This is a genomic window from Streptomyces globosus (assembly GCF_003325375.1).
Lineage (GTDB): Bacteria > Actinomycetota > Actinomycetes > Streptomycetales > Streptomycetaceae > Streptomyces > Streptomyces globosus_A.
The window spans coordinates 774,614-792,705 of the sequence record NZ_CP030862.1 but is presented as its reverse complement, the minus strand read 5'-3'; the positions used below and the strand labels follow the sequence as shown (position 1 = coordinate 792,705).

At 72.8% G+C, this 18,092-nt stretch carries 17 protein-coding genes and 2 pseudogenes; 10 read left to right on the top strand and 9 right to left on the bottom strand.

What is annotated here, in order from left to right:
- Window positions 1–31: 31 nt before the first annotated feature.
- Window positions 32–466 carry a hypothetical protein gene (locus C0216_RS03815; RefSeq protein WP_246042309.1) on the bottom strand — a complete coding sequence of 145 codons (435 nt, stop codon included), beginning with the start codon at window positions 464–466 and terminating at the stop codon, window positions 32–34.
- A gap of 383 nt (window positions 467–849) precedes the next feature.
- Here C0216_RS03815 and C0216_RS03810 point away from each other — a divergent pair, with 383 nt between their 5' ends.
- From C0216_RS03810 to C0216_RS03790, 5 genes and pseudogenes are all read left to right on the top strand, one after another.
- Entirely contained in the window at window positions 850–2,613 is a 1,764-nt protein-coding gene (locus C0216_RS03810; RefSeq protein ID WP_114053877.1) for an acetyl/propionyl/methylcrotonyl-CoA carboxylase subunit alpha, read from the top strand.
- A gap of 115 nt (window positions 2,614–2,728) precedes the next feature.
- Window positions 2,729–2,854, top strand: a pseudogene (locus C0216_RS34205) (dienelactone hydrolase family protein); the annotation flags it as partial.
- Between the two features lie 74 nt (window positions 2,855–2,928).
- On the top strand, window positions 2,929–3,522 hold the full coding sequence (locus tag C0216_RS03800; RefSeq protein ID WP_114053876.1) for an IS607 family transposase: 594 nt from the start codon (window positions 2,929–2,931) through the stop codon (window positions 3,520–3,522).
- The gene (tnpB, locus tag C0216_RS03795; RefSeq protein WP_246042307.1) at window positions 3,519–5,024 is read left to right on the top strand and encodes an IS607 family element RNA-guided endonuclease TnpB; all 1,506 of its coding nucleotides are present in this window, start codon (window positions 3,519–3,521) and stop codon (window positions 5,022–5,024) included. Before C0216_RS03800 ends, tnpB begins: the two co-directional genes overlap by 4 nt.
- 15 nt (window positions 5,025–5,039) lie before the next feature.
- Window positions 5,040–5,639, top strand: a pseudogene (locus C0216_RS03790) (dienelactone hydrolase family protein); the annotation flags it as partial.
- Between the two features lie 214 nt (window positions 5,640–5,853).
- Here C0216_RS03790 and C0216_RS03785 read toward each other — a convergent pair.
- Together C0216_RS03785 and C0216_RS03780 are read right to left on the bottom strand one after the other, a co-directional pair.
- On the bottom strand, window positions 5,854–6,804 hold the full coding sequence (locus tag C0216_RS03785) for a DeoR/GlpR family DNA-binding transcription regulator (protein ID WP_114053875.1): 951 nt from the start codon (window positions 6,802–6,804) through the stop codon (window positions 5,854–5,856).
- A 186-nt stretch (window positions 6,805–6,990) separates the two neighbouring features.
- Window positions 6,991–8,430, bottom strand: a complete 1,440-nt coding sequence (locus C0216_RS03780; protein ID WP_114053874.1) for an NAD(P)H-quinone dehydrogenase — start codon at window positions 8,428–8,430, stop codon at window positions 6,991–6,993.
- Window positions 8,431–8,639: 209 nt separating this feature from the next.
- On the opposite strand from C0216_RS03780, the gene C0216_RS03775 reads away from it, so the two are divergent.
- The 3 genes from C0216_RS03775 (at window position 8,640) to C0216_RS03765 (ending at window position 11,759) form a co-directional block, all read left to right on the top strand.
- Window positions 8,640–9,077, top strand: a complete 438-nt coding sequence (locus C0216_RS03775; protein WP_007266087.1) for a gamma-glutamylcyclotransferase — start codon at window positions 8,640–8,642, stop codon at window positions 9,075–9,077.
- A gap of 183 nt (window positions 9,078–9,260) precedes the next feature.
- Window positions 9,261–10,067, top strand: coding sequence for a purine-nucleoside phosphorylase (locus tag C0216_RS03770; RefSeq protein WP_114053873.1), 807 nt, complete (start codon window positions 9,261–9,263; stop codon window positions 10,065–10,067).
- Window positions 10,068–10,103: 36 nt separating this feature from the next.
- Window positions 10,104–11,759 carry a phospho-sugar mutase gene (locus C0216_RS03765; protein WP_114053872.1) on the top strand — a complete coding sequence of 552 codons (1,656 nt, stop codon included), beginning with the start codon at window positions 10,104–10,106 and terminating at the stop codon, window positions 11,757–11,759.
- Between the two features lie 70 nt (window positions 11,760–11,829).
- On the opposite strand, the gene C0216_RS03760 is transcribed toward C0216_RS03765, so the two are convergent.
- The 5 genes from C0216_RS03760 to afsQ1 all read right to left on the bottom strand — a co-directional run bounded on the left by C0216_RS03760 (window position 11,830) and on the right by afsQ1 (window position 15,877).
- Window positions 11,830–12,129 (bottom strand): DUF397 domain-containing protein, encoded by a 300-nt coding sequence (locus C0216_RS03760; protein WP_114053871.1) that lies wholly within the window; start codon window positions 12,127–12,129, stop codon window positions 11,830–11,832.
- Window positions 12,126–12,953 (bottom strand): helix-turn-helix domain-containing protein, encoded by an 828-nt coding sequence (locus C0216_RS03755; RefSeq protein ID WP_114053870.1) that lies wholly within the window; start codon window positions 12,951–12,953, stop codon window positions 12,126–12,128. The genes C0216_RS03760 and C0216_RS03755 overlap by 4 nt, the downstream gene beginning before the upstream one ends.
- 125 nt (window positions 12,954–13,078) lie before the next feature.
- Window positions 13,079–13,732, bottom strand: coding sequence for a hypothetical protein (locus tag C0216_RS03750; protein ID WP_114053869.1), 654 nt, complete (start codon window positions 13,730–13,732; stop codon window positions 13,079–13,081).
- The gene (locus C0216_RS03745) at window positions 13,713–15,203 is read right to left on the bottom strand and encodes a sensor histidine kinase (protein WP_281277904.1); all 1,491 of its coding nucleotides are present in this window, start codon (window positions 15,201–15,203) and stop codon (window positions 13,713–13,715) included. Before C0216_RS03745 ends, C0216_RS03750 begins: the two co-directional genes overlap by 20 nt.
- Window positions 15,200–15,877 carry a two-component system response regulator AfsQ1 gene (gene afsQ1 / locus C0216_RS03740; RefSeq protein WP_174250340.1) on the bottom strand — a complete coding sequence of 226 codons (678 nt, stop codon included), beginning with the start codon at window positions 15,875–15,877 and terminating at the stop codon, window positions 15,200–15,202. The genes C0216_RS03745 and afsQ1 overlap by 4 nt, the downstream gene beginning before the upstream one ends.
- A gap of 195 nt (window positions 15,878–16,072) precedes the next feature.
- On the opposite strand from afsQ1, the gene C0216_RS03735 reads away from it, so the two are divergent.
- Complete coding sequence (locus C0216_RS03735) at window positions 16,073–16,786, top strand: SigE family RNA polymerase sigma factor (protein WP_114053867.1); 714 nt, start codon at window positions 16,073–16,075, stop codon at window positions 16,784–16,786.
- Between the two features lie 194 nt (window positions 16,787–16,980).
- Here C0216_RS03735 and C0216_RS03730 read toward each other — a convergent pair whose 3' ends face one another.
- Entirely contained in the window at window positions 16,981–17,655 is a 675-nt protein-coding gene (locus C0216_RS03730) for a uridine kinase (protein ID WP_428985386.1), read from the bottom strand.
- 78 nt (window positions 17,656–17,733) lie between these two features.
- On the opposite strand from C0216_RS03730, the gene C0216_RS03725 reads away from it, so the two are divergent.
- On the top strand, window positions 17,734–18,090 hold the full coding sequence (locus C0216_RS03725) for a hypothetical protein (protein WP_114053866.1): 357 nt from the start codon (window positions 17,734–17,736) through the stop codon (window positions 18,088–18,090).
- The last annotated feature ends 2 nt before the right edge of the window (window positions 18,091–18,092 follow it).

The window sequence follows — 18,092 nt, the reverse complement described above, 5'->3', positions numbered from 1 at the left end:
CTATGAATGACCAGGAAACCTGTAGCAGCCTTCACCCCCTCGGGCGGCCGTCCGCCTCGCCGCGCCCGCGGGCCGCGTACTGCGTGAGGACGTAGACGAGCAGGCACAGGGCCAGCATCAGTACGGCGAAGGCGCCCCAGCCGACCAGGCCGACGGCGAGCGCGCCGAGCACGGCGTGGGTGACGGCGGCGCAGACGAGCACGACGCGGGCGAACCGCCCGGGGGCGCGGTCGCGGACGGCGGCCGCGGCGAGCAGGACGGCGCACAGCAGGAGGAAGCCGGCCGTGCCGGCGCCCATCGCGTACGTTGCCATGACCATGACATCCGGATCCATGCCGGCGATGGACATCGACTGGCTCTGCGTCGTCCGCCCCAGGACGAAGTGGACAAGCGCCAGCACCAGCGCCTCGGCCGCGAGCACGACGGCACCCAGGCCCGCCGCGAGCCTGCGCAGCACCACGTCCACGACCCCACCCCTTCCTGCGGAAACGGGCCGCGGGCCCACTCGACGCCTGGAGGCTACTAACGGGTAAACGTACGGACAAGGGGTGTGCACGGCCCGCTTGCGGAACGCCCCGCGGACGGCGGCCGCGCAAAGAATCTGTGGGCCGTTCGTAGGGAATCCACAAAGAATCGCCGGGGCCCGCTGAGCGGGCGGACAGAGACCGTGGCTACCTGACGGGGTTACTGTGCAGTCGGGGATCCCCCTGACCTGGGGCACCACTTGGACTTTCCTCGATCGAGGCGGACTCGAATCACACTCCGTGTGGGCAAGGTCACCTCTAGGAGAGGGTCGTAAGGCCGTGTGGGCAGTCCCTAAACTCAGCTTGTTTCAAGGAGGGAGCCATCGTGCGCAAGGTGCTCATCGCCAACCGTGGCGAAATCGCTGTCCGCGTTGCTCGGGCCTGCCGGGATGCCGGGATCGCGAGCGTAGCCGTCTACGCCGATCCGGACCGGGACGCCCTGCACGTCCGCGCGGCCGACGAAGCTTTCGCGTTGGGCGGTGACACCCCGGCCGCGAGCTACCTGGACATCTCCAAGGTCCTCCAGGCGGCCGCCGACTCCGGCGCCGACGCCATCCACCCCGGATACGGCTTCCTCTCCGAGAACGCCGAATTCGCGCAGGCCGTCCTCGACGCGGGCCTGACCTGGATCGGCCCGCCGCCGCAGGCCATCCGGGACCTCGGAGACAAGGTCGCCGCCCGCCACATCGCGCAGCGCGCCGGCGCCCCGCTGGTCGCCGGCACCCCCGACCCGGTGTCGGGCGCCGAGGAGGTCGTCGCCTTCGCCAAGGAGCACGGCCTGCCCATCGCGATCAAGGCCGCCTTCGGCGGCGGCGGCCGCGGCCTGAAGGTCGCCCGCACGCTCGACGAGGTCCCCGAGCTGTACGACTCCGCCGTCCGCGAGGCCGTCGCCGCCTTCGGCCGCGGCGAGTGCTTCGTCGAGCGCTACCTCGACAAGCCGCGCCACGTCGAGACCCAGTGCCTCGCCGACAGCCACGGCAACGTCGTCGTCGTCTCCACCCGCGACTGCTCGCTCCAGCGCCGCCACCAGAAGCTGGTCGAGGAGGCCCCGGCGCCGTTCCTCTCCGAGGAGCAGAACGCCGAGCTGTACCGCGCCTCCAAGGCCATCCTGAAGGAGGCCGGCTACGTCGGCGCCGGCACCGTCGAGTTCCTCGTCGGCGTCGACGGCACGATCTCCTTCCTGGAGGTCAACACCCGCCTCCAGGTGGAGCACCCGGTCACCGAGGAGGTCGCCGGCATCGACCTCGTGCGCGAGATGTTCCGCATCGCCGACGGCGAGGAGCTCGGGTACGGCGACCCGGTCCTGCGCGGCCACTCCTTCGAGTTCCGCATCAACGGCGAGGACCCGGGCCGGAACTTCCTGCCCGCGCCCGGCACCGTCACCAGGTTCAGCGCGCCGACCGGCCCCGGCGTCCGCCTGGACGCGGGCGTCGAGTCCGGGTCGGTCATCGGCCCGGCCTGGGACTCCCTCCTGGCCAAGCTGATCGTGACGGGCGCGACCCGCGAGCAGGCGCTGCAGCGTGCGGCCCGCGCGCTGGCCGAGTTCGAGGTCGAGGGCATGGCCACGGCCATCCCGTTCCACCGCGCGGTCGTCGCCGACCCGGCGTTCGCCCCGACGGACGGCACCCCGTTCAAGGTCCACACCCGCTGGATCGAGACCGAGTTCGTCAACGAGATCCCCGCGTTCGCGGCCCCCGCGGCCGACGAGGCCGAGGACGAGCCCGGCCGAGAGACGGTCGTCGTCGAGGTCGGCGGCAAGCGGCTGGAGGTCTCCCTCCCGTCGTCCCTCGGCATGACCCTGGCCCGCACGGCCGCGGCGGGCGGCGCCAAGCCGAAGCGCCGCGCGGCGAAGAAGTCCGGCCCCGCCGCCTCCGGCGACACCCTCGCCTCCCCGATGCAGGGCACGATCGTCAAGGTCGCCGTCGAGGAGGGCCAGCAGGTCAACGAGGGCGACCTGGTCGTCGTCCTGGAGGCGATGAAGATGGAGCAGCCGCTGAACGCGCACCGCTCCGGCACCGTCGTCGGCCTGACGGCCGAGGTCGGCGCCTCCCTCACCTCCGGCGCAACGATCTGCGAGATCAAGGACTGACACGCTCAACCCCGAACGCCGGCGCGCTCCCACGAGCCGCCGGCGTTCGCGCGTCCGTTTCCGCCGGCGGCAGAACGCCGCCCGACCGGACCCGGTGATCACTACGGTCAGGCTCATGACGACGGTCACGACGCGCACGATCGCCTACTCGGCCGACGGCCTGACGATGACCGGGCACCTCGCGCTCCCGGCCGGTGCCGACCGCCGGCCCGGGGTCCTGGTCGGCCCCGAGGGGGTGGGGGGGGTGAAAGCTGCTACACGTTTCCTAGTCATTGATAGTCACCTCTAGTCGACTGTCTCGCGTACGTTGGTCTTGTGAGGCTTTCGGAGTGGGCCCGTCAGCAGGGCGTGAGCTATCAGACCGCGTGGCGGTGGGTGAAGGACGGGAGGATGCCCGTCCCGGTCCGCCAGGCGCCGTCCGGGACGTGGCTGGTCGATGAGCCCGCTCCGGCCGCCGTCGCGGAGGCGGGGCGGGTGGTCGCGTACTGCCGTGTCTCGTCCGCCGACCAGAAAGCAGACCTTGACCGGCAGACGGCCCGGGTCGTGGCCGGCGCGAACGGGCTGGGCCTGGCCGTCGCCGAGGTCGTCGCCGAGGTCGACTCGGGGCTGAACGGCCGGCGCCGGAAGTTGCACCGGGTGCTGTCCGACCCGCAGGCGGCGGTGATCGTGGTCGAGCACCGTGACCGGCTTGCCCGGTTCGGTGTCGAGCACCTCGAAGCGGTCCTGTCGGCGTCCGGGCGGCGTCTGGTCGTCCTCGACCCCGCCGAGACCACCGAGACCGCCGATGACCTCGTAGGGGACATCACCGAGGTGCTCACGTCGATGTGCGTGCGCCTGTACGGGCGGCGGGCGGCGAAGAACCGGGCCGCTCGCGCGGTGGCCGTGGCGACCGGCGAGGACGCCGGGTGAAGAAGTTCCGCCCGCAGCCCGGGTACGTGGTGCAGGCGTTCCGGTTCGCCCTGGACCCGAACGCCTCCCAGGAGGCCGCGTTGCGTTCGCACTGCGGTGCCGCGCGGGCCGCGTACAACTGGGCTGTGGGCTGGGTGACGGCGTCGTGGTGGCAGCGCCGCGCGGAGGAGACCTACGGGATCCCCGAGGAGTCGCTGACCGAGTGGCGGCCGTGGTCGCTTCCGTCGCTGCGGAAGGCGTTCAACGAGGCCAAGCACACCGACCCCCGGTTCGCCGGGTGGTGGGAGAGGAACTCCAAGGAGGCGTACTCCACCGGGCTGGCGAACGCGTCGTCCGCGTTCGACAACTACGCGAAGTCGAAGAACGGCAAGCGGAAGGGCGCCCGGATGGGCGTCCCCCGGTTCAAGCCGAAGCGGAAGGCGCGTCTTGCCTGCCGGTTCACCACGGGCACCATCCGTGTGGACGCCGACGGCCGGCACGTCACCCTCCCCCGCCTCGGGACGATCCGCACCCACGAGCCGACGGTGAAGCTCCTCGGCCGCGTCCAGGCCGGGACAGCCCGGATCCTGTCCGCGGCCGTGCGGCACGAGCGCGGACGCTGGTTCGCCTCGTTCCAGGTCGAGGTCAAGCGCGACATCGTGCGCGTGGCTCGCCCGGATGTGGCGGTCGGCATCGACCTCGGTGTGAAGGCCCTCGCCGTGATGGCCGACTCGACGGGCGAGATCCGCACCGTCGCGAACCCGGGCCACTACGACGCCGCCCGCGCGCAGCTGCGCCGCGCCTCCCGGACCGTGTCCCGGCGTCAGGGCCCCGACCGGCGCACCGGGCAGAAGCCGTCCCGCCGCTGGGAGAAGGCCAACGCGGCCCGCAACCGCGTGCACCACCGGGTGGCGAACCTCCGCGAGGACGCCCTGCACAAGCTCACCACCGCCGTGGCCGCCGAGTACGGCACCGTCGTGGTCGAAGACCTCAACGTCGCCGGAATGCTCCGCAACCGGCGTCTGGCCCGCCGCATCGCCGATGCCGGGTTCGGGGAGATCCGCCGCCTGCTCACCTACAAGACCGGCCAGCGCCACGCCACCCGCCTTGTGGTCGCGAACCGCTGGTACCCCTCCTCGAAGACCTGTTCCGGGTGCGGCGCGGTGAAAGCCAAGCTGCCGCTGCACATGCGGACCTTCGAGTGCGACGCCTGCCACCTGGTCATCGACCGGGACGACAACGCCGCGCTCAACCTCGCCGCCCTCGCGGCGGCCTGCGCCACTGGTACCGGAGTGGCCGGAGACCAGGACACCACCGTGGTGGTGTCGAAGCCTCGTGGAGCCGACCGCAAGACCCGCGCCACCCGCCCCCGCCGCAAGGCGGAGGCGGGGCGGGCAGGTGGCGCAACCCGCCGCACCAGCGGCAGACAGAAACGAGAGACCGTACTCAAACCGAAGCCCTCACGCTTTGGTGATGAGACGGACCTTCCGGGCCGGATTGCCCGGAATGCTGAGAGGTGCTGAGGCTCAAAGCAACGGCTCAGCGACGTCGAACGCGGCCGGGCCGACGCGCTCGCCGAGCTGGGATACGTGGCCTTGGCCTTCGACCTCCACGGCGGACGCTACCTGGGCGACCCCGAGGAGATGCTGGCCCGCTGCATGCCGCTGCTCGCCGACCCCGGCCGGATGCGGGGCATCGGCCACGCGGCGCTCGACGTGCTCCGCGCAGAGCCGCGGACCGACCCGGACCGGATCGCCGCCGTCGGCTACGGCACCGGGGGCGCGATCGCGCTGGAACTCGGCCGCGACGGCGTCGGCCTGCGCGCGATTGCGACGGTCAACGGACTGACCACGGGCCGCCCGGACGAAACGGCACGCATCGGCTGCCTGGTATGGGCGGGGGTCGGGTCGGAAGACCCGATCATGCCGCCCGCGCAACGGGACGCATTCGCCGCCGAGATGCAGGCCGCGGGCGTCGACTGGCGCCTCGTAGTCTAAGGCGGCGCCCTGCACGCCTTCCACCACCCGCCGGTCGATCACACCGTGCGCCCCGGCGTCGGCTACCACCCGCGGCATGCGCAGCGCGCCTGGCGGGACGTCGTCGACCTGCTCGCGGAGTGCCTGCCCCTCGCGGAGTGACCCGGCCGCCGTGATGCGGGGCTCCGCCCCACCCCCCGCGCCTCAAACGCCGGCGAAGCTGGAATTGCGGCCGCGGCGGATGGCGCGGCCGACGAAGCGGGTTGCACAGGGCTGCATTGCGGTTGCGGCTGAGTGCGGGCTGCGGTGGGGCTTCGCGCTTGGGGCCGGGCAAAGCGAGCCCCGCCGGCGTTCGAGGCGCAGGGCCGGAGTCGAGTCAGCGGCGGCGGAGGTCTGCCACCCTGCGGTCCTGGGACTGGGGGTCCAGGAGGGACGCCGGGGCGCTGCGCAGGGGGGTGGCGCCGCGGCGCTGGACCGGGAGGGGGCCCTCGCGGCGGGGGCGGCGGCCCTGCATGCCGTCCACGCCGGAGGCGGAGCCGGAGGCAGCCGTGCCGGCCACGGTGATCTGGACTCCCTGGTCCGCGAGGGCCTGGAGTTCGGTGGCGGCCCGGTCGTCGTGCGGCGGCGGCTCGTCCGTGACGAGCCGGGTCATGACGTCCGTCGGCACCGTCTGGAACATGGTGTCGGTGCCGAGCTTGGTGTGGTCCGCGAGGACCACGACCTCCGCGGCCGCCTGGACCAGCGCCCGGTCGACGCTCGCCGACAGCATGTTCGACGTGGACAGCCCGCGCTCGGCCGTCAGGCCGCTGCCGGAGAGGAACGCGCGGGAGACCCGCAGGCCCTGCAGCGACTGCTCGGCTCCGCTGCCGACCAGCGCGTAGTTGGACCCGCGCAGGGTCCCGCCGGTCATGACGACCTCGACCCGGTTGGCGTGTGCCAGGGCCTGGGCGACGAGCAGGGAGTTGGTGACCACGGTCAGCCCCGGCACACGGGCGAGCCGGCGGGCGAGCTCCTGGGTGGTGGTGCCCGCGCCGACGACGACGGCCTCGCCCTCTTCGACGAGGCCGGCCGCGACGTCGGCGATGGCGGTCTTCTCCGCCGTGGCGAGGTGCGACTTCTGCGGGAACCCGGACTCGCGGGTGAACCCGCCGGGGAGGACCGCACCGCCGTGCCGGCGGTCGAGGAGTCCTTCGGCCTCCAGTGCCCGCACGTCCCGCCGTACGGTCACTTCGGAGGTCTGGACGACGCGGGCGAGCTCCCGGAGCGATACCGCTCCGTTCGCGCGCACCATTTCGAGAATCAACTGGCGACGTTCTGCAGCGAACACGAAACTGACAGTAACCCGGGCGACCGTCTGCTTTCAGCTCCTTGCGCCGGAATACCGAAGTTGTCCATAAGGCGGGGGAGTTAGTGGTATACGCGGTCGGCCGGGTGTCCCCGTGTTCCGCCCCCTGGGGCGGTTAAGCCGCCAACCTCCGCTGTTTATGCGGAGGTTGGCCGGATTTGCGGCCTGTCAGCCTTCGCCTTCCGTCTTTCGGGTCTGCAGCTGGCGCGCCACTTCCGCGATCGATCCCGACAGCGAGGGGTACACGGTGAACGCGTTTGCGATCTGCTCGACGGTCAGGTTGTTGTCGACGGCGATCGAGATCGGGTGGATCAGTTCGCTCGCGCGCGGCGAGACGACGACGCCGCCGACGACGATCCCGGTGCCGGGGCGGCAGAACAGCTTCACGAAGCCGTCGCGGATGCCCTGCATCTTGGCGCGCGCGTTCCGCAGCAGCGGCAGCTTGACGACGCGGGCGTCGATGCGGCCGGCGTCGACGTCGGCCTGGGTGTAGCCGACGGTCGCGATCTCGGGGTCGGTGAAGACGTTCGAGGAGACCGTCTTGAGGTTCAGCGGGGTGACCGCGTCGCCGAGGAAGTGGTACATGGCGATGCGCCCCTGCATGGCGGCGACGGACGCGAGCGCGAACACGCCGGTGACGTCGCCGGCCGCGTACACGCCGGGGGAGGTGGTGCGGGAGACCTTGTCGGTCCAGATGTGGCCGGAGTCCTTGAGCCGGACGCCGGACTCCTCCAGGTTCATGCCCTTGGTGTTGGGGATGGCGCCGACGGCCATCAGGCAGTGGGTGCCGGTGATGACGCGCCCGTCGGAGAGGGTGACCTCGACGCGGTCGCCGACCCGCTTGGCGGACTCGGCGCGGGCCCGCCCGACGACGTTCATTCCGCGGCGGCGGAAGACGTCCTCCAGGACGGCGGCGGCGTCGGGGTCCTCGCCGGGCAGCACCCGGTCGCGGGACGAGATCAGCGTGACGCGCGAGCCGAGGGCCTGGTAGGCGCCGGCGAACTCGGCGCCGGTGACGCCGGAGCCGACCACGATGAGCTCCTCGGGGAGCTCCTCCAGGTCGTAGACCTGCGTCCAGTTCAGGATGCGCTCGCCGTCGGGCATGGCGTCGGGGATCTCGCGGGGGGTGCCGCCGGTCGCGATCAGCACGGCGTCGGCCGTGAGGATCTGCTCGGTGCCGTCGGCGGCGGTGACGATCACGTCGCGCGTGCCGTCGATGCCCTGCGGGCCGCCGAGGCGGCCGCGGCCGCGGATGACACGTGCGCCCGCCCGGGTGACGGAGGCGGTGATGTCGTGCGACTGGGCGAGCGCGAGGCGCTTGACGCGGCGGTTCACCTTGCCGAGGTCGACGCCGATGATGCGGGCGGACTGCTCGACGGGCGGGGTGTCGTCCGCGACGACGATGCCGAGCTCCTCGTACGAGGAGTCGAAGTTCGTCATGACCTCGGCGGTCGCGATGAGGGTCTTGGAGGGCACGCAGTCGGTCAGGACCGATGCGCCGCCGAGGCCGTCGCAGTCGACGACTGTCACCTCCGCGCCGAGCTGGGCCCCCACCAGGGCCGCCTCATACCCGCCGGGTCCGCCGCCGATGATCACGATCCGGGTCACGAAAACTCCGCCTCACGTATACCCGGCCGAGCGCCGCCCCGGCCGGGGCTTCCGGGGGGTCTCCCCGGGGGATGCATTCCGCCCTCCATTGTCCCGCACGCTTCAAGGTGCTTCTCCCCCGGTCCCCCGGCCGGCCCCCGCCCGCGACTCCGTACGGGCTATGCCACCGGGCAGGCGCCCCGGCCCGCCCCTCCCGTACCCTCGACTCCATGTCGCTCTACGCCGCGTACGCCGGCAACCTCGACCCGCGGCTGATGACGCGCCGCGCCCCGCATTCGCCGCTGCGCGGAACGGGCTGGATCAACGACTGGCGGCTGACCTTCGGCGGCGAGCAGATGGGCTGGGAGGGCGCCCTCGCCACCATCGTCGAGGCCCCCCGCCAGCAGGTCTTCGTCGCCCTCTACGACATCGCGCCCCTGGACGAGGACTCCATGGACCGGTGGGAGGGCGTCGGCCTCGACATCTACCGCCGGATGCGGATCCGCGTGCACACGCTGGACGGCGAGGAGGCCGCCTGGTGCTACGTGCTGAACGGGTACGAGGGCGGCCTGCCGTCCGCGCGCTACCTGGGCGAGATCGCCGACGCCGCGGAGTCCGCGGGCGCCCCGCACGACTACGTGATGGAACTGCGCAAGCGCCCCTGCTGAGCCCGCCCCGCGCGCCCGCCGGCACCCGGCGGCCGTCTGCGTTATCGCAGGTCGCGGGCGTGCGGCCGAACCGGACGCCCCCGGCGCAGCAGGACGATTCGGCGGAAACGACAAGGCAACGATCCGAACACCGTGAGCAGCGCCATCTACGCGCGTAGGCGATAAGCGGCTACGCTCGTCTGCGTGAACGCATCTGTTACCGACCCCCACGCCGCCGCAGACGCCGCCGCCGCGCGCCTGCGCGAGCTCACCGGCGCCGAGACCCACGACGTCGCCCTGGTCATGGGCTCCGGCTGGGCCCCCGCCGCGGAGGCGCTCGGCACCCCCGAGTCCGAATTCCCCGTCACCGAGCTGCCCGGCTTCCCGCCCCCCGCGGTCGAGGGCCACGGCGGCAAGATCCGCTCGTACAAGATCGGCGACAAGCGCGCCCTGGTCTTCCTGGGCCGCACCCACTTCTACGAGGGCCTCGGCGTCGCCGCCGTCGCCCACGGCGTCCGCACCGCCGTCGCCGCGGGCTGCAAGACCGTCGTGCTGACCAACGGCTGCGGCGGCCTGCGCGAGGGCATGGCGCCCGGCCAGCCGGTCCTGATCAGCGACCACCTGAACCTGACGGCGGCCTCCCCGATCGTCGGCGCGAACTTCGTGGACCTGACCGACCTGTACTCGCCCGCGCTGCGCGCGATGTGCAAGGAGATCGACCCGACCCTGGAGGAGGGCGTCTACGCCCAGTTCCCCGGGCCGCACTACGAGACCCCGGCCGAGATCAACATGGTCCGCGTCCTGGGCGCCGACCTCGTCGGCATGTCCACGGTCCTGGAGGCCATCGCCGCCCGCGAGGCCGGCGCCGAGGTGCTCGGCATCTCCCTGGTCACCAACCTGGCGGCGGGCCTGTCCGGCGAGCCGCTGAACCACGAAGAGGTCCTCCAGGCCGGCCGCGACTCGGCCGCCCGCATGGGCAAGCTGCTGACCCAGGTCCTCGCCCGCATCTGAGGCACCGGCACCGTACGAGAGACAAAGGCGGAAGTAGTGCAGGAACAGGACGACCTGATCACCCGGGCGCGCGCCTGGCTGGCCGAGGACCCCGACCCGGAGACGGCGCAGGAGCTCGCCGGCCTCATCGAGGCGGGCGACACCGCCGAGCTGGCGGCCCGGTTCTCCGGCACCCTCCAGTTCGGCACCGCCGGGCTGCGCGGCGAGATCGGCGCCGGCCCGATGCGGATGAACCGCTCGGTGGTCATCCGGGCCGCGGCGGGCCTCGCCGCGTACCTGAAGGCCCAGGGCCACGCCGGCGGGCTGGTGGTGATCGGCTACGACGCGCGCCACAAGTCCGCGGACTTCGCCCGCGACACCGCCGCCGTCATGACCGGTGCCGGCCTGCGCGCGGCCGTCCTGCCCCGCCCCCTGCCGACGCCCGTCCTCGCGTACGCCATACGGCACCTCGGCGCCGTCGCCGGCGTCGAGGTGACCGCGAGCCACAACCCGCCCCGGGACAACGGCTACAAGGTGTACCTCGGCGACGGCTCGCAGATCGTCTCCCCCGCGGACGCCGGGATCGCGGCCGAGATCGCCCGGGTGGACACCCTGGCGTCCGTGCCGCGCCCGGAGTCCGGCTGGGAGGAGCTCGGCGAGGAGGTGCTGGAGGCGTACCTGGCCCGTACGGACGCGGTGCTGACGCCGGGCTCCCCGCGCGGCGTGCGCACCGTCTACACGGCCATGCACGGCGTCGGCAAGGACGTCGTCCTGGCGGCGTTCGCCCGGCACGGCTTCCCCGAGCCGGTCCTGGTCGCCGAGCAGGCCGAGCCGGACCCGGACTTCCCGACGGTGGCGTTCCCGAACCCGGAGGAGCCGGGCGCCATGGACCTGGCCTTCGCGAAGGCCGCCGAGGTCCGCCCGGACATCGTCATCGCGAACGACCCGGACGCCGACCGCTGCGCGGTGGCCGTCCCGGACGCGGCGGCACCCGGCGGCTGGCGGATGCTGCGCGGCGACGAGGTCGGCGCGCTCCTCGCCGCCCACCTGGTCCACAAGGGCGCGCAGGGCGTCTTCGCCGAGTCGATCGTCTCCTCCAGCCTGCTCGGCCGGATCGCGGAGGCGGCCGGCGTCGGCTACGAGGAGACCCTGACGGGCTTCAAGTGGATCGCCCGCGTCGACGGCCTGCGCTACGGCTACGAGGAGGCGCTCGGCTACTGCGTGGACCCCGAGGGCGTCCGCGACAAGGACGGCATCACCGCCGCCCTGCTGGTGGCGGAGCTGGCCTCGGAGCTCAAGGAGCAGGGCCGCACCCTGACCGACCTGCTGGACGACCTGGCCATGGCCCACGGCCTGCACCACACCGACCAGCTGTCGGTCCGCGTGGAGGACCTCTCGGTCATCGCGAACGCGATGGCGCAGCTGCGGGCGCAGCCGCCGGCCTCCCTGGCGGGCCTGCGGGTGGTCTCGGCGGAGGACCTGAACCGGGGCACGGACACGCTCCCGCCCACCGACGGCCTGCGCTACTACCTGGAGGGCGACTACAAGGCCCGGGTGATCTGCCGCCCGTCCGGCACGGAGCCCAAGCTGAAGTGCTACCTGGAGGTCGTCGTCCCCGTGGCCGAGGCCTCCGACCTGGCGGCGGCCCGCGTCCGCGGCCAGGAGGTCCTGGACGCGGTCAAGAAGGACCTCTCGGCGGCCATGGGCCTCTGAGCCCGCCGCCGAAACGCCCGTACGGGCCCCGGACCCTCGCGGTCCGGGGCCCGTCGGCGTTCTGGCGGGACTACGCCGCCACCCAGCCGGTGAGCGCGGCCCAACTGGCCGGGGCCACGTCCAGGACGGGACCGCCGTCGACCTTGGAGTCCCGGACGTGCACGACGTGCGGGCAGGCGGCCACCTCCACGCAGGCCCCGCCTTCGTCGTTGCTGTGGCTGGAGATGTGCCACCTCGCGGAGACCTCTACGCATGCGTCTCCCTCGTCACCGCTGTGGCTGGACTTCCGCCAGTCGTAGGCGACTTCGACGCACGCCCCGCCCTCGTCACCGCTGTAGCTGGACTTGAACCACACGAGTTCGGTGCTCATGACTCTCCTAGCAGCCGGTCCAACAGCCCCTTGGTCTCTGCCACGTTGAGGGCCTGGGACCGCAGCATCGCATACTTCCGCGTGAGGATGCTGACCTCGTTCGGGTCGCGGACGAGGAGGCTGCCGCGCTGCGTCTCGGAGTAGGCGAGGTGCTGGAACTGGGGTGTTTCCACGAGGATGAAGGGGCCATTGAGCCCCGCCTGTGCGGTGAGTCCCAGCGGCAGCACCTGCACCGAGACCGACGGCATCTCCGCACACTCCCGCAGGTGCCGGATCTGCTCCCGGTACACATTCGGCCCCCCGATCCGGTCCCGCAGGGCGGGCTCCCAGATCACGAACGAGAGCGTCGGCGGCACGGCCCGGCGCAGTATCTCCTGGCGCTTCATCCGACGCGCCGTCTGGAGTTCGACCTTGGCCTCCCCCACGTACGGGACGCGGCAGGACAGGACGGCGCGGGCGTAGGCCTCGGTCTGGAGCAGGCCGGGCACGATCATCGTGTCGAACCAGGACAGCGCGAGGGCCTCGCGCTCCCGCTCGAAGTACTCCTCGGCCCAGGCCGGGATCATGTCGACCTCCGGCATCCGCAGGGCGGCGACGGCGAGCACTCCGGGGAGTCCCAGGGCCCGGTCCATCCGCTCGGCCACGTCGGGCATCAGGACGCGCCGCCCCTGCTCGATGGAGGCGATGGTCTCGCAGTCCATGTTGACCAGGTCGGCGAGTTGGCTCTGGGTGAGCTTCTTGGCGACCCGGCCGGTGGCGACCTGCTCGCCGATCATCTTCATCGCGGTGGCGTTGGGCCGGGGCGGCCTCTTCCGTGGTGGCATACGCGTGGACTGCCACCCGCGCCTGCGACTCAATCCCGTACCGACCCGTACTCCTCGACGAGTACGGGTCGGTACCGCATCCCTTGGGCGATGACCCGAACGGACTTACGGGCAGCGCGCGTTGGTCAGCCGGTCGGTGTCGGCGCAGGCGTCGCGGCCGACGGCACCGGGCGGACCAGCTCGCCCAGCGTCGGGACCGACTCCGGGCGGGCGCGGACGGCGTCCGTGCACTCCCAGGCGCGCGGCGGGTCGCTGTCCGGGCCGCCGAGGACGACCGGGCCCGGTCCGGCCGAGACGGTCTTGTTGCCGGCGAAGGTGCACACCACCTGGGCAAGCGCGACCGGCGGCAGGTCCTCGGGCTTGCGGCTGAGGCGTACCGTTCCGGCGGGGTCGGCCGCCCGCAGCGGGGCGACCGTCAGCCCGTCGGGGACGGAGGTCGTGAAGCCCGCCTCCCGCTCGTCGTGGCCGGGCTCCCGCTCCAGGGCGGCCAGCAGCGCCTCCGCGGCCGCCTGGGCGGCCGTCCGGGCGGGCTTCTTCTCCGCCGCCATCGGGACGATCCGCTCGACCCCGACCAGCTGCGAGCCGCACACGAGCTCCACGGTCGCCCGGAAGCCCTGCGCCCCGCCCTGCTGGGCCGGGATGTCGCAGGAGACCCGCGAGGGGGCCGGCCCGACGTCGACGGGGACGGTCGTCGCCCGGATCCCGCACCCGGCCGACAGGGACGCCAGCACCCCCGCGACCGCGGCCGCCGCGGCCGCCCTACTCCTGCGCGTCGCCACCGGCGATCACCTTCCCCACGTCCACCGGCAGGCGCAGCGTGAACAGCGCGCCGCCTCCCTCCGCGTTGGCCGCGGTGATCTCGCCGCCGTGGATGTGCGCGTTCTCCACGGCGATGGACAGGCCCAGGCCGCTGCCGTCGGACTTCGGGCGGGACGCGCTGGCCTTGTAGAAGCGGTCGAAGACGTGCGGCAGCACCTCTTCGGGGATGCCGGGGCCGTTGTCGCGGACCGCGATGACCAGCCACTCCCCCTCGACGCGCACGGAGACCCGCACCGGCGAGCCGCCGTGCTTGAGGGCGTTGCCGATGAGGTTGGCGAGGATGACGTCGAGGCGGCGCGGGTCGAGGCGGGCGACGATGCCGCGCTCGGCGTCGAGTTCGACGGCGTCGAGCCAGGCCCGGGCGTCGATGCAGGCGGTGACCTGGTCGGCGACGTCGACGTCGTCGATGACGAGGCGGGCCGTCCCGGCGTCGAAGCGGGTGACCTCCATCAGGTTCTCGACGAGGTCGTACAGCCGGCGGGTCTCGCTGACGACGAGGGTGACCGCGGGCGCGATCATCGGATCGAGGTCGTCGACCTCCTCCTCCAGCACCTCGGCGACGGCCGTCAGCGCGGTGAGGGGGGTGCGCAGCTCGTGCGACATGTCGGCGACGAAGCGGCGGCTGGCCTCCTCGCGAGCGCTCATGTCGGCGACCTTCTTCTCCAGCGCCTCGGCCGTCTTGTTGAAGGTGTGCGACAGGTCGGCGAGTTCGTCGTTGCCGGAGACGTCGAGCCGGTGGTCGAGCTCGCCCTCGCCGAGGCGGCGCGCGGCGTCGCCGAGCCGCTGGACGGGCTTGAGGACGGTGCGGGCGGCCACCTGCGCCAGCAGGGCCGAGCCGAGCAGCGCCAGCACGGTGGCGATGGCGAGGGACCAGCCGAGGGTGTTCAGGTCGTCGCGCTCCTGCGCGAGCGACTTGTACATGTAGCCGGTCGGGCCGCCGCCGACGATGCGGGTGCCGCCGACGAGGTACGGCTTGCCGTGCGGCTTCGTGCGCTGCCAGTACATGTGGTACTCGGCGTCGTGCGCGGCGGTGGCCTTCTGGCGGTCGTTCACGGCCCGCCGCAGGGACTCGGGGACGTCCTCCAGGCGGAAGGCGTCAGGGCCGGCCGCGCCGTAGACCGTACGCCCGTCGGGCCGCTCGTCCAGCAGCAGCACGCTGTATCCGGGGGCGCTGCCGGCCATCAGGTCGGCGGTGCGCTGGAGTTCCTCCGGGGTGGGGTCGGCGGGCAGGGCCGCGGCCCGGTCCTGCATTTCCTGCCGGAAGTCGCCGAGGGCGGCCTCCTGGGTGCGGGTCAGGACGGCCTCGCGGTTGAGCCAGTACGCGATGCCCGAGGCGGACACGGCGGCGACCAGCGCGACGAGGGAGAAGACCAGGAGGAGCCGCAGCCGCAGGCTGGTCCAGCGAAGGCCCGCGAACAGAGCGTTGATCACTGCGGCGAGTCCAGGCGGTAGCCGACCCCGCGGACGGTCCGGATGAGGGTCGGGGAGGACGGCACTTCCTCGACCTTGGCGCGCAGCCGCTGGACGCAGGCGTCCACGAGGCGGGAGTCGCCGAGGTAGTCGTGCTCCCACACCAGCCGCAGCAGCTGCTGGCGGGAGAGGGCCTGGCCGGGCCGGCGGCTGAGCTCCAGCAGCAGCCGCAGCTCGGTCGGGGTGAGCTGGAGGTCCTCGCCGTTCTTCGTGACCGTCATCGCGGCCCGGTCGATGACCAGGGACCCGAAGACGGCCGAGTCGCTGGCCTCCCGCTCGCCGCGGCGCAGGACCGCCCTGATCCGGGCGTCGAGCACCCGGCCCTGGACGGGTTTGACGACGTAGTCGTCGGCGCCCGACTCCAGGCCGACGACCACGTCGATGTCGTCGCTGCGCGCGGTCAGCAGGATGATCGGCAGCTGGTCGGTGCGGCGGATCCGCCGGCACACCTCGAAGCCGTCGATCCCGGGCAGCATCACGTCCAGCACGATCAGGTCCGGGCGCTGCTCGCGCAGCATCTTCAGACCGTCCTCGCCCGTCGCCGCAGTGGCCACGCGGTGGCCCTGGCGGGTCAGGGAGAGTTCGAGGGCCGTGCGGATGGCGTCGTCGTCCTCGATCAGCAACAGGAAAGGCACGGCCACATTCTGTCCCATGGGCAGTCGGGAGTTCGACCGTCGTGCGCGGAGCGGCGCCGCGGGGGGTGCGGCGCGGCGCTGTGACACGCCTGTGACAGTCGGCGGACAGCCCGGTTATGTCCGGGGGGCAGGCTTCTACCAACGCACCGAGCAGGAGCCCGGTAACCGAAGCAGACCTACGACGGGGGGCGCGAGATGAACACGCTGCACAGCACCACCACCAGCGCGGTTGTCACGCGGCTGCACGATGTGAACCGCCGGGCGGGTGCCCGGTCGGTGGCGGTCGCCCGTCCCCGGCAGGCGCACACGGTGGCCATCGACGCGAACACCTACCGGGCCGCGGCTCCCGCCGCCCCGACCGGGCCGGCGCCGTGCCTGTCCTCCGACTCGGAGGCGGAGTTCACCGCGTACGTCCGGGAGCGGCGGGCCGCGCTGTACGCGACGGCCTTCCACCTGACGGGCGACCGGCACGAGGCGGAGGACCTGCTCCAGAGCGCGCTGTTCTCGACGTACCGGGCCTGGGACCGGATCAGCGACAAGGCGGCCGTCGGGGGCTACCTGCGCCGCACCATGACGAACCTGCACATCAGCGCCTGGCGCCGGCGGAAGCTGAACGAGTACCCGACGGAGGAACTGCCGGAGGCCGCCGCCGACACCGACGCGATGCGTGGGACGGAGCTGCGCGCGGTGCTGTGGCAGGCGCTGGCCCGCATCCCGGAGCCGCAGCGCACGATGCTGGTGCTGCGCTACTACGAGGGCCGCACCGACCCGGAGATCGCGGAGATCCTGGGCATCAGCGTCGGCACGGTGAAGTCGAGCATCTGGCGCTCCCTGCGCCGCCTGCGCGACGACGAGGTGCTGAGCTTCGGCCGCGACGAGTCCGAGTCCTTCGAGGAGCTCGTCGCGTAGCCGGAAAAGACCACTGGCCGGGGGGCCCGTCCTACGGGGGTGGGACGGGGGCCATTGGGGGGGATGGAGGCGGGATCATGCGGTCGGGGGTCCGCAGGGTCCCGCCTTCGCACGTCCGCGGCCGGCGGCCTGCGGCGCACTGCGCGCCGCAGGCCGCCGGCCGCGTTGGCGTCCGGGGGGGGGGTGAGGCCGGGTCAGGCCGCGGCGGGGGCGCGCCGGGAACCGGCCGCGGCGGCGGCCAGGCGGCCCAGGGCCTCGTCGCGGCCGCAGGGGTGCGCGCCGAGGGCGGTGTGGCGGGCGACGATGCCCCGCTCGGCCCGCATCAGGCGCAGGCCGCGCCGCAGCAGGAACAGCACGGACTTGCGGCCCTCGCGCAGGTCCCGGAGCAGGCGGCGGCGGAAGGTGGTGGAGGGCCGGCCGCGCAGGCAGATCGCGTCGGCGAGGAGGCCGAGCTCCTGGCAGCGGGCCGCGATGTCGGCGGCGAAGATGCCCTCCGCGATGAACAGCGGCGCGCCCGCGGTGTCGAGGGTCTCCGTGCCGGTGCGGGAGGACGTCGAGATGTCGTAGACGGGGACCTCGGTGCGGCCGGTGCGGCACAAGTCGGCGACCGCGGCGACGGCGGTGTCGGCGTCCCAGGAGAGCGGGGAGTCCCAGTCGATGTCGGAGCTTCCCTCGACCAGGGGGAGGGACGGGTCGCCGGCCTCCTTGTAGAAGTCGTCCAGGCGGAGCACGGGAAGCCCGGACCGGGCGGCCAGCGAGGACTTTCCGGAACCCGAAGGACCGGTCAACAGGACGACACGCGCAGGCGAAGGAGAGGAGAAGCTCACGGGACACCAGTGTGACGCATTCCCCCGCGCAGGGGATGCCATATGCGGGCGGTTGGTATCCAGGATCACACCTCCACTACGCTGCGTGCGCACGCGAACACGACCACAGGCGGGAACCCCATGGCACGTCACGCAGCCCCCGGCACGTCCAGCGCCCTGCGCTCCGCGCGCTCCGCGGGCCTCACGCTCTCCATGGCCGGCGCGGCCCTCGCGATGGCGGCCGGCGGCGCCGAGGCGGGCGAACTGTCGGTCCCGGCGGCCGTGTCCGGCGTCGTCGACCCGATCGCGAACCTGAAGGTGAACCCGCTCGCCAAAACCGGGGTGGACCCCCTGGACAACGGCATCGCCACGAAGGTCGCGGACTTCCCGGCGGTCGGCACCGGCATGGTCACCGGCGCGCTCACCCAGGGCCCTTCGGTCAAGGAGCTGCCGACGGCGGCCGTGACGTCGCTCCTGGGGCCCGTCCTCCCGCAGTAGGC

Coding starts and splice junctions, on each gene's coding strand:
- C0216_RS03725 (WP_114053866.1), top strand. CDS start 17,734: ATGGCACGTCACGCAGCCCCCGGCACGTCCAGCGCCCTGCGCTCCGCG.
- C0216_RS03735 (WP_114053867.1), top strand. CDS start 16,073: ATGAACACGCTGCACAGCACCACCACCAGCGCGGTTGTCACGCGGCTG.
- C0216_RS03730 (WP_428985386.1), bottom strand. CDS start 17,655: ATGGCATCCCCTGCGCGGGGGAATGCGTCACACTGGTGTCCCGTGAGC.
- C0216_RS03760 (WP_114053871.1), bottom strand. CDS start 12,129: ATGAGCACCGAACTCGTGTGGTTCAAGTCCAGCTACAGCGGTGACGAG.
- C0216_RS03755 (WP_114053870.1), bottom strand. CDS start 12,953: ATGCCACCACGGAAGAGGCCGCCCCGGCCCAACGCCACCGCGATGAAG.
- C0216_RS03775 (WP_007266087.1), top strand. CDS start 8,640: ATGTCGCTCTACGCCGCGTACGCCGGCAACCTCGACCCGCGGCTGATG.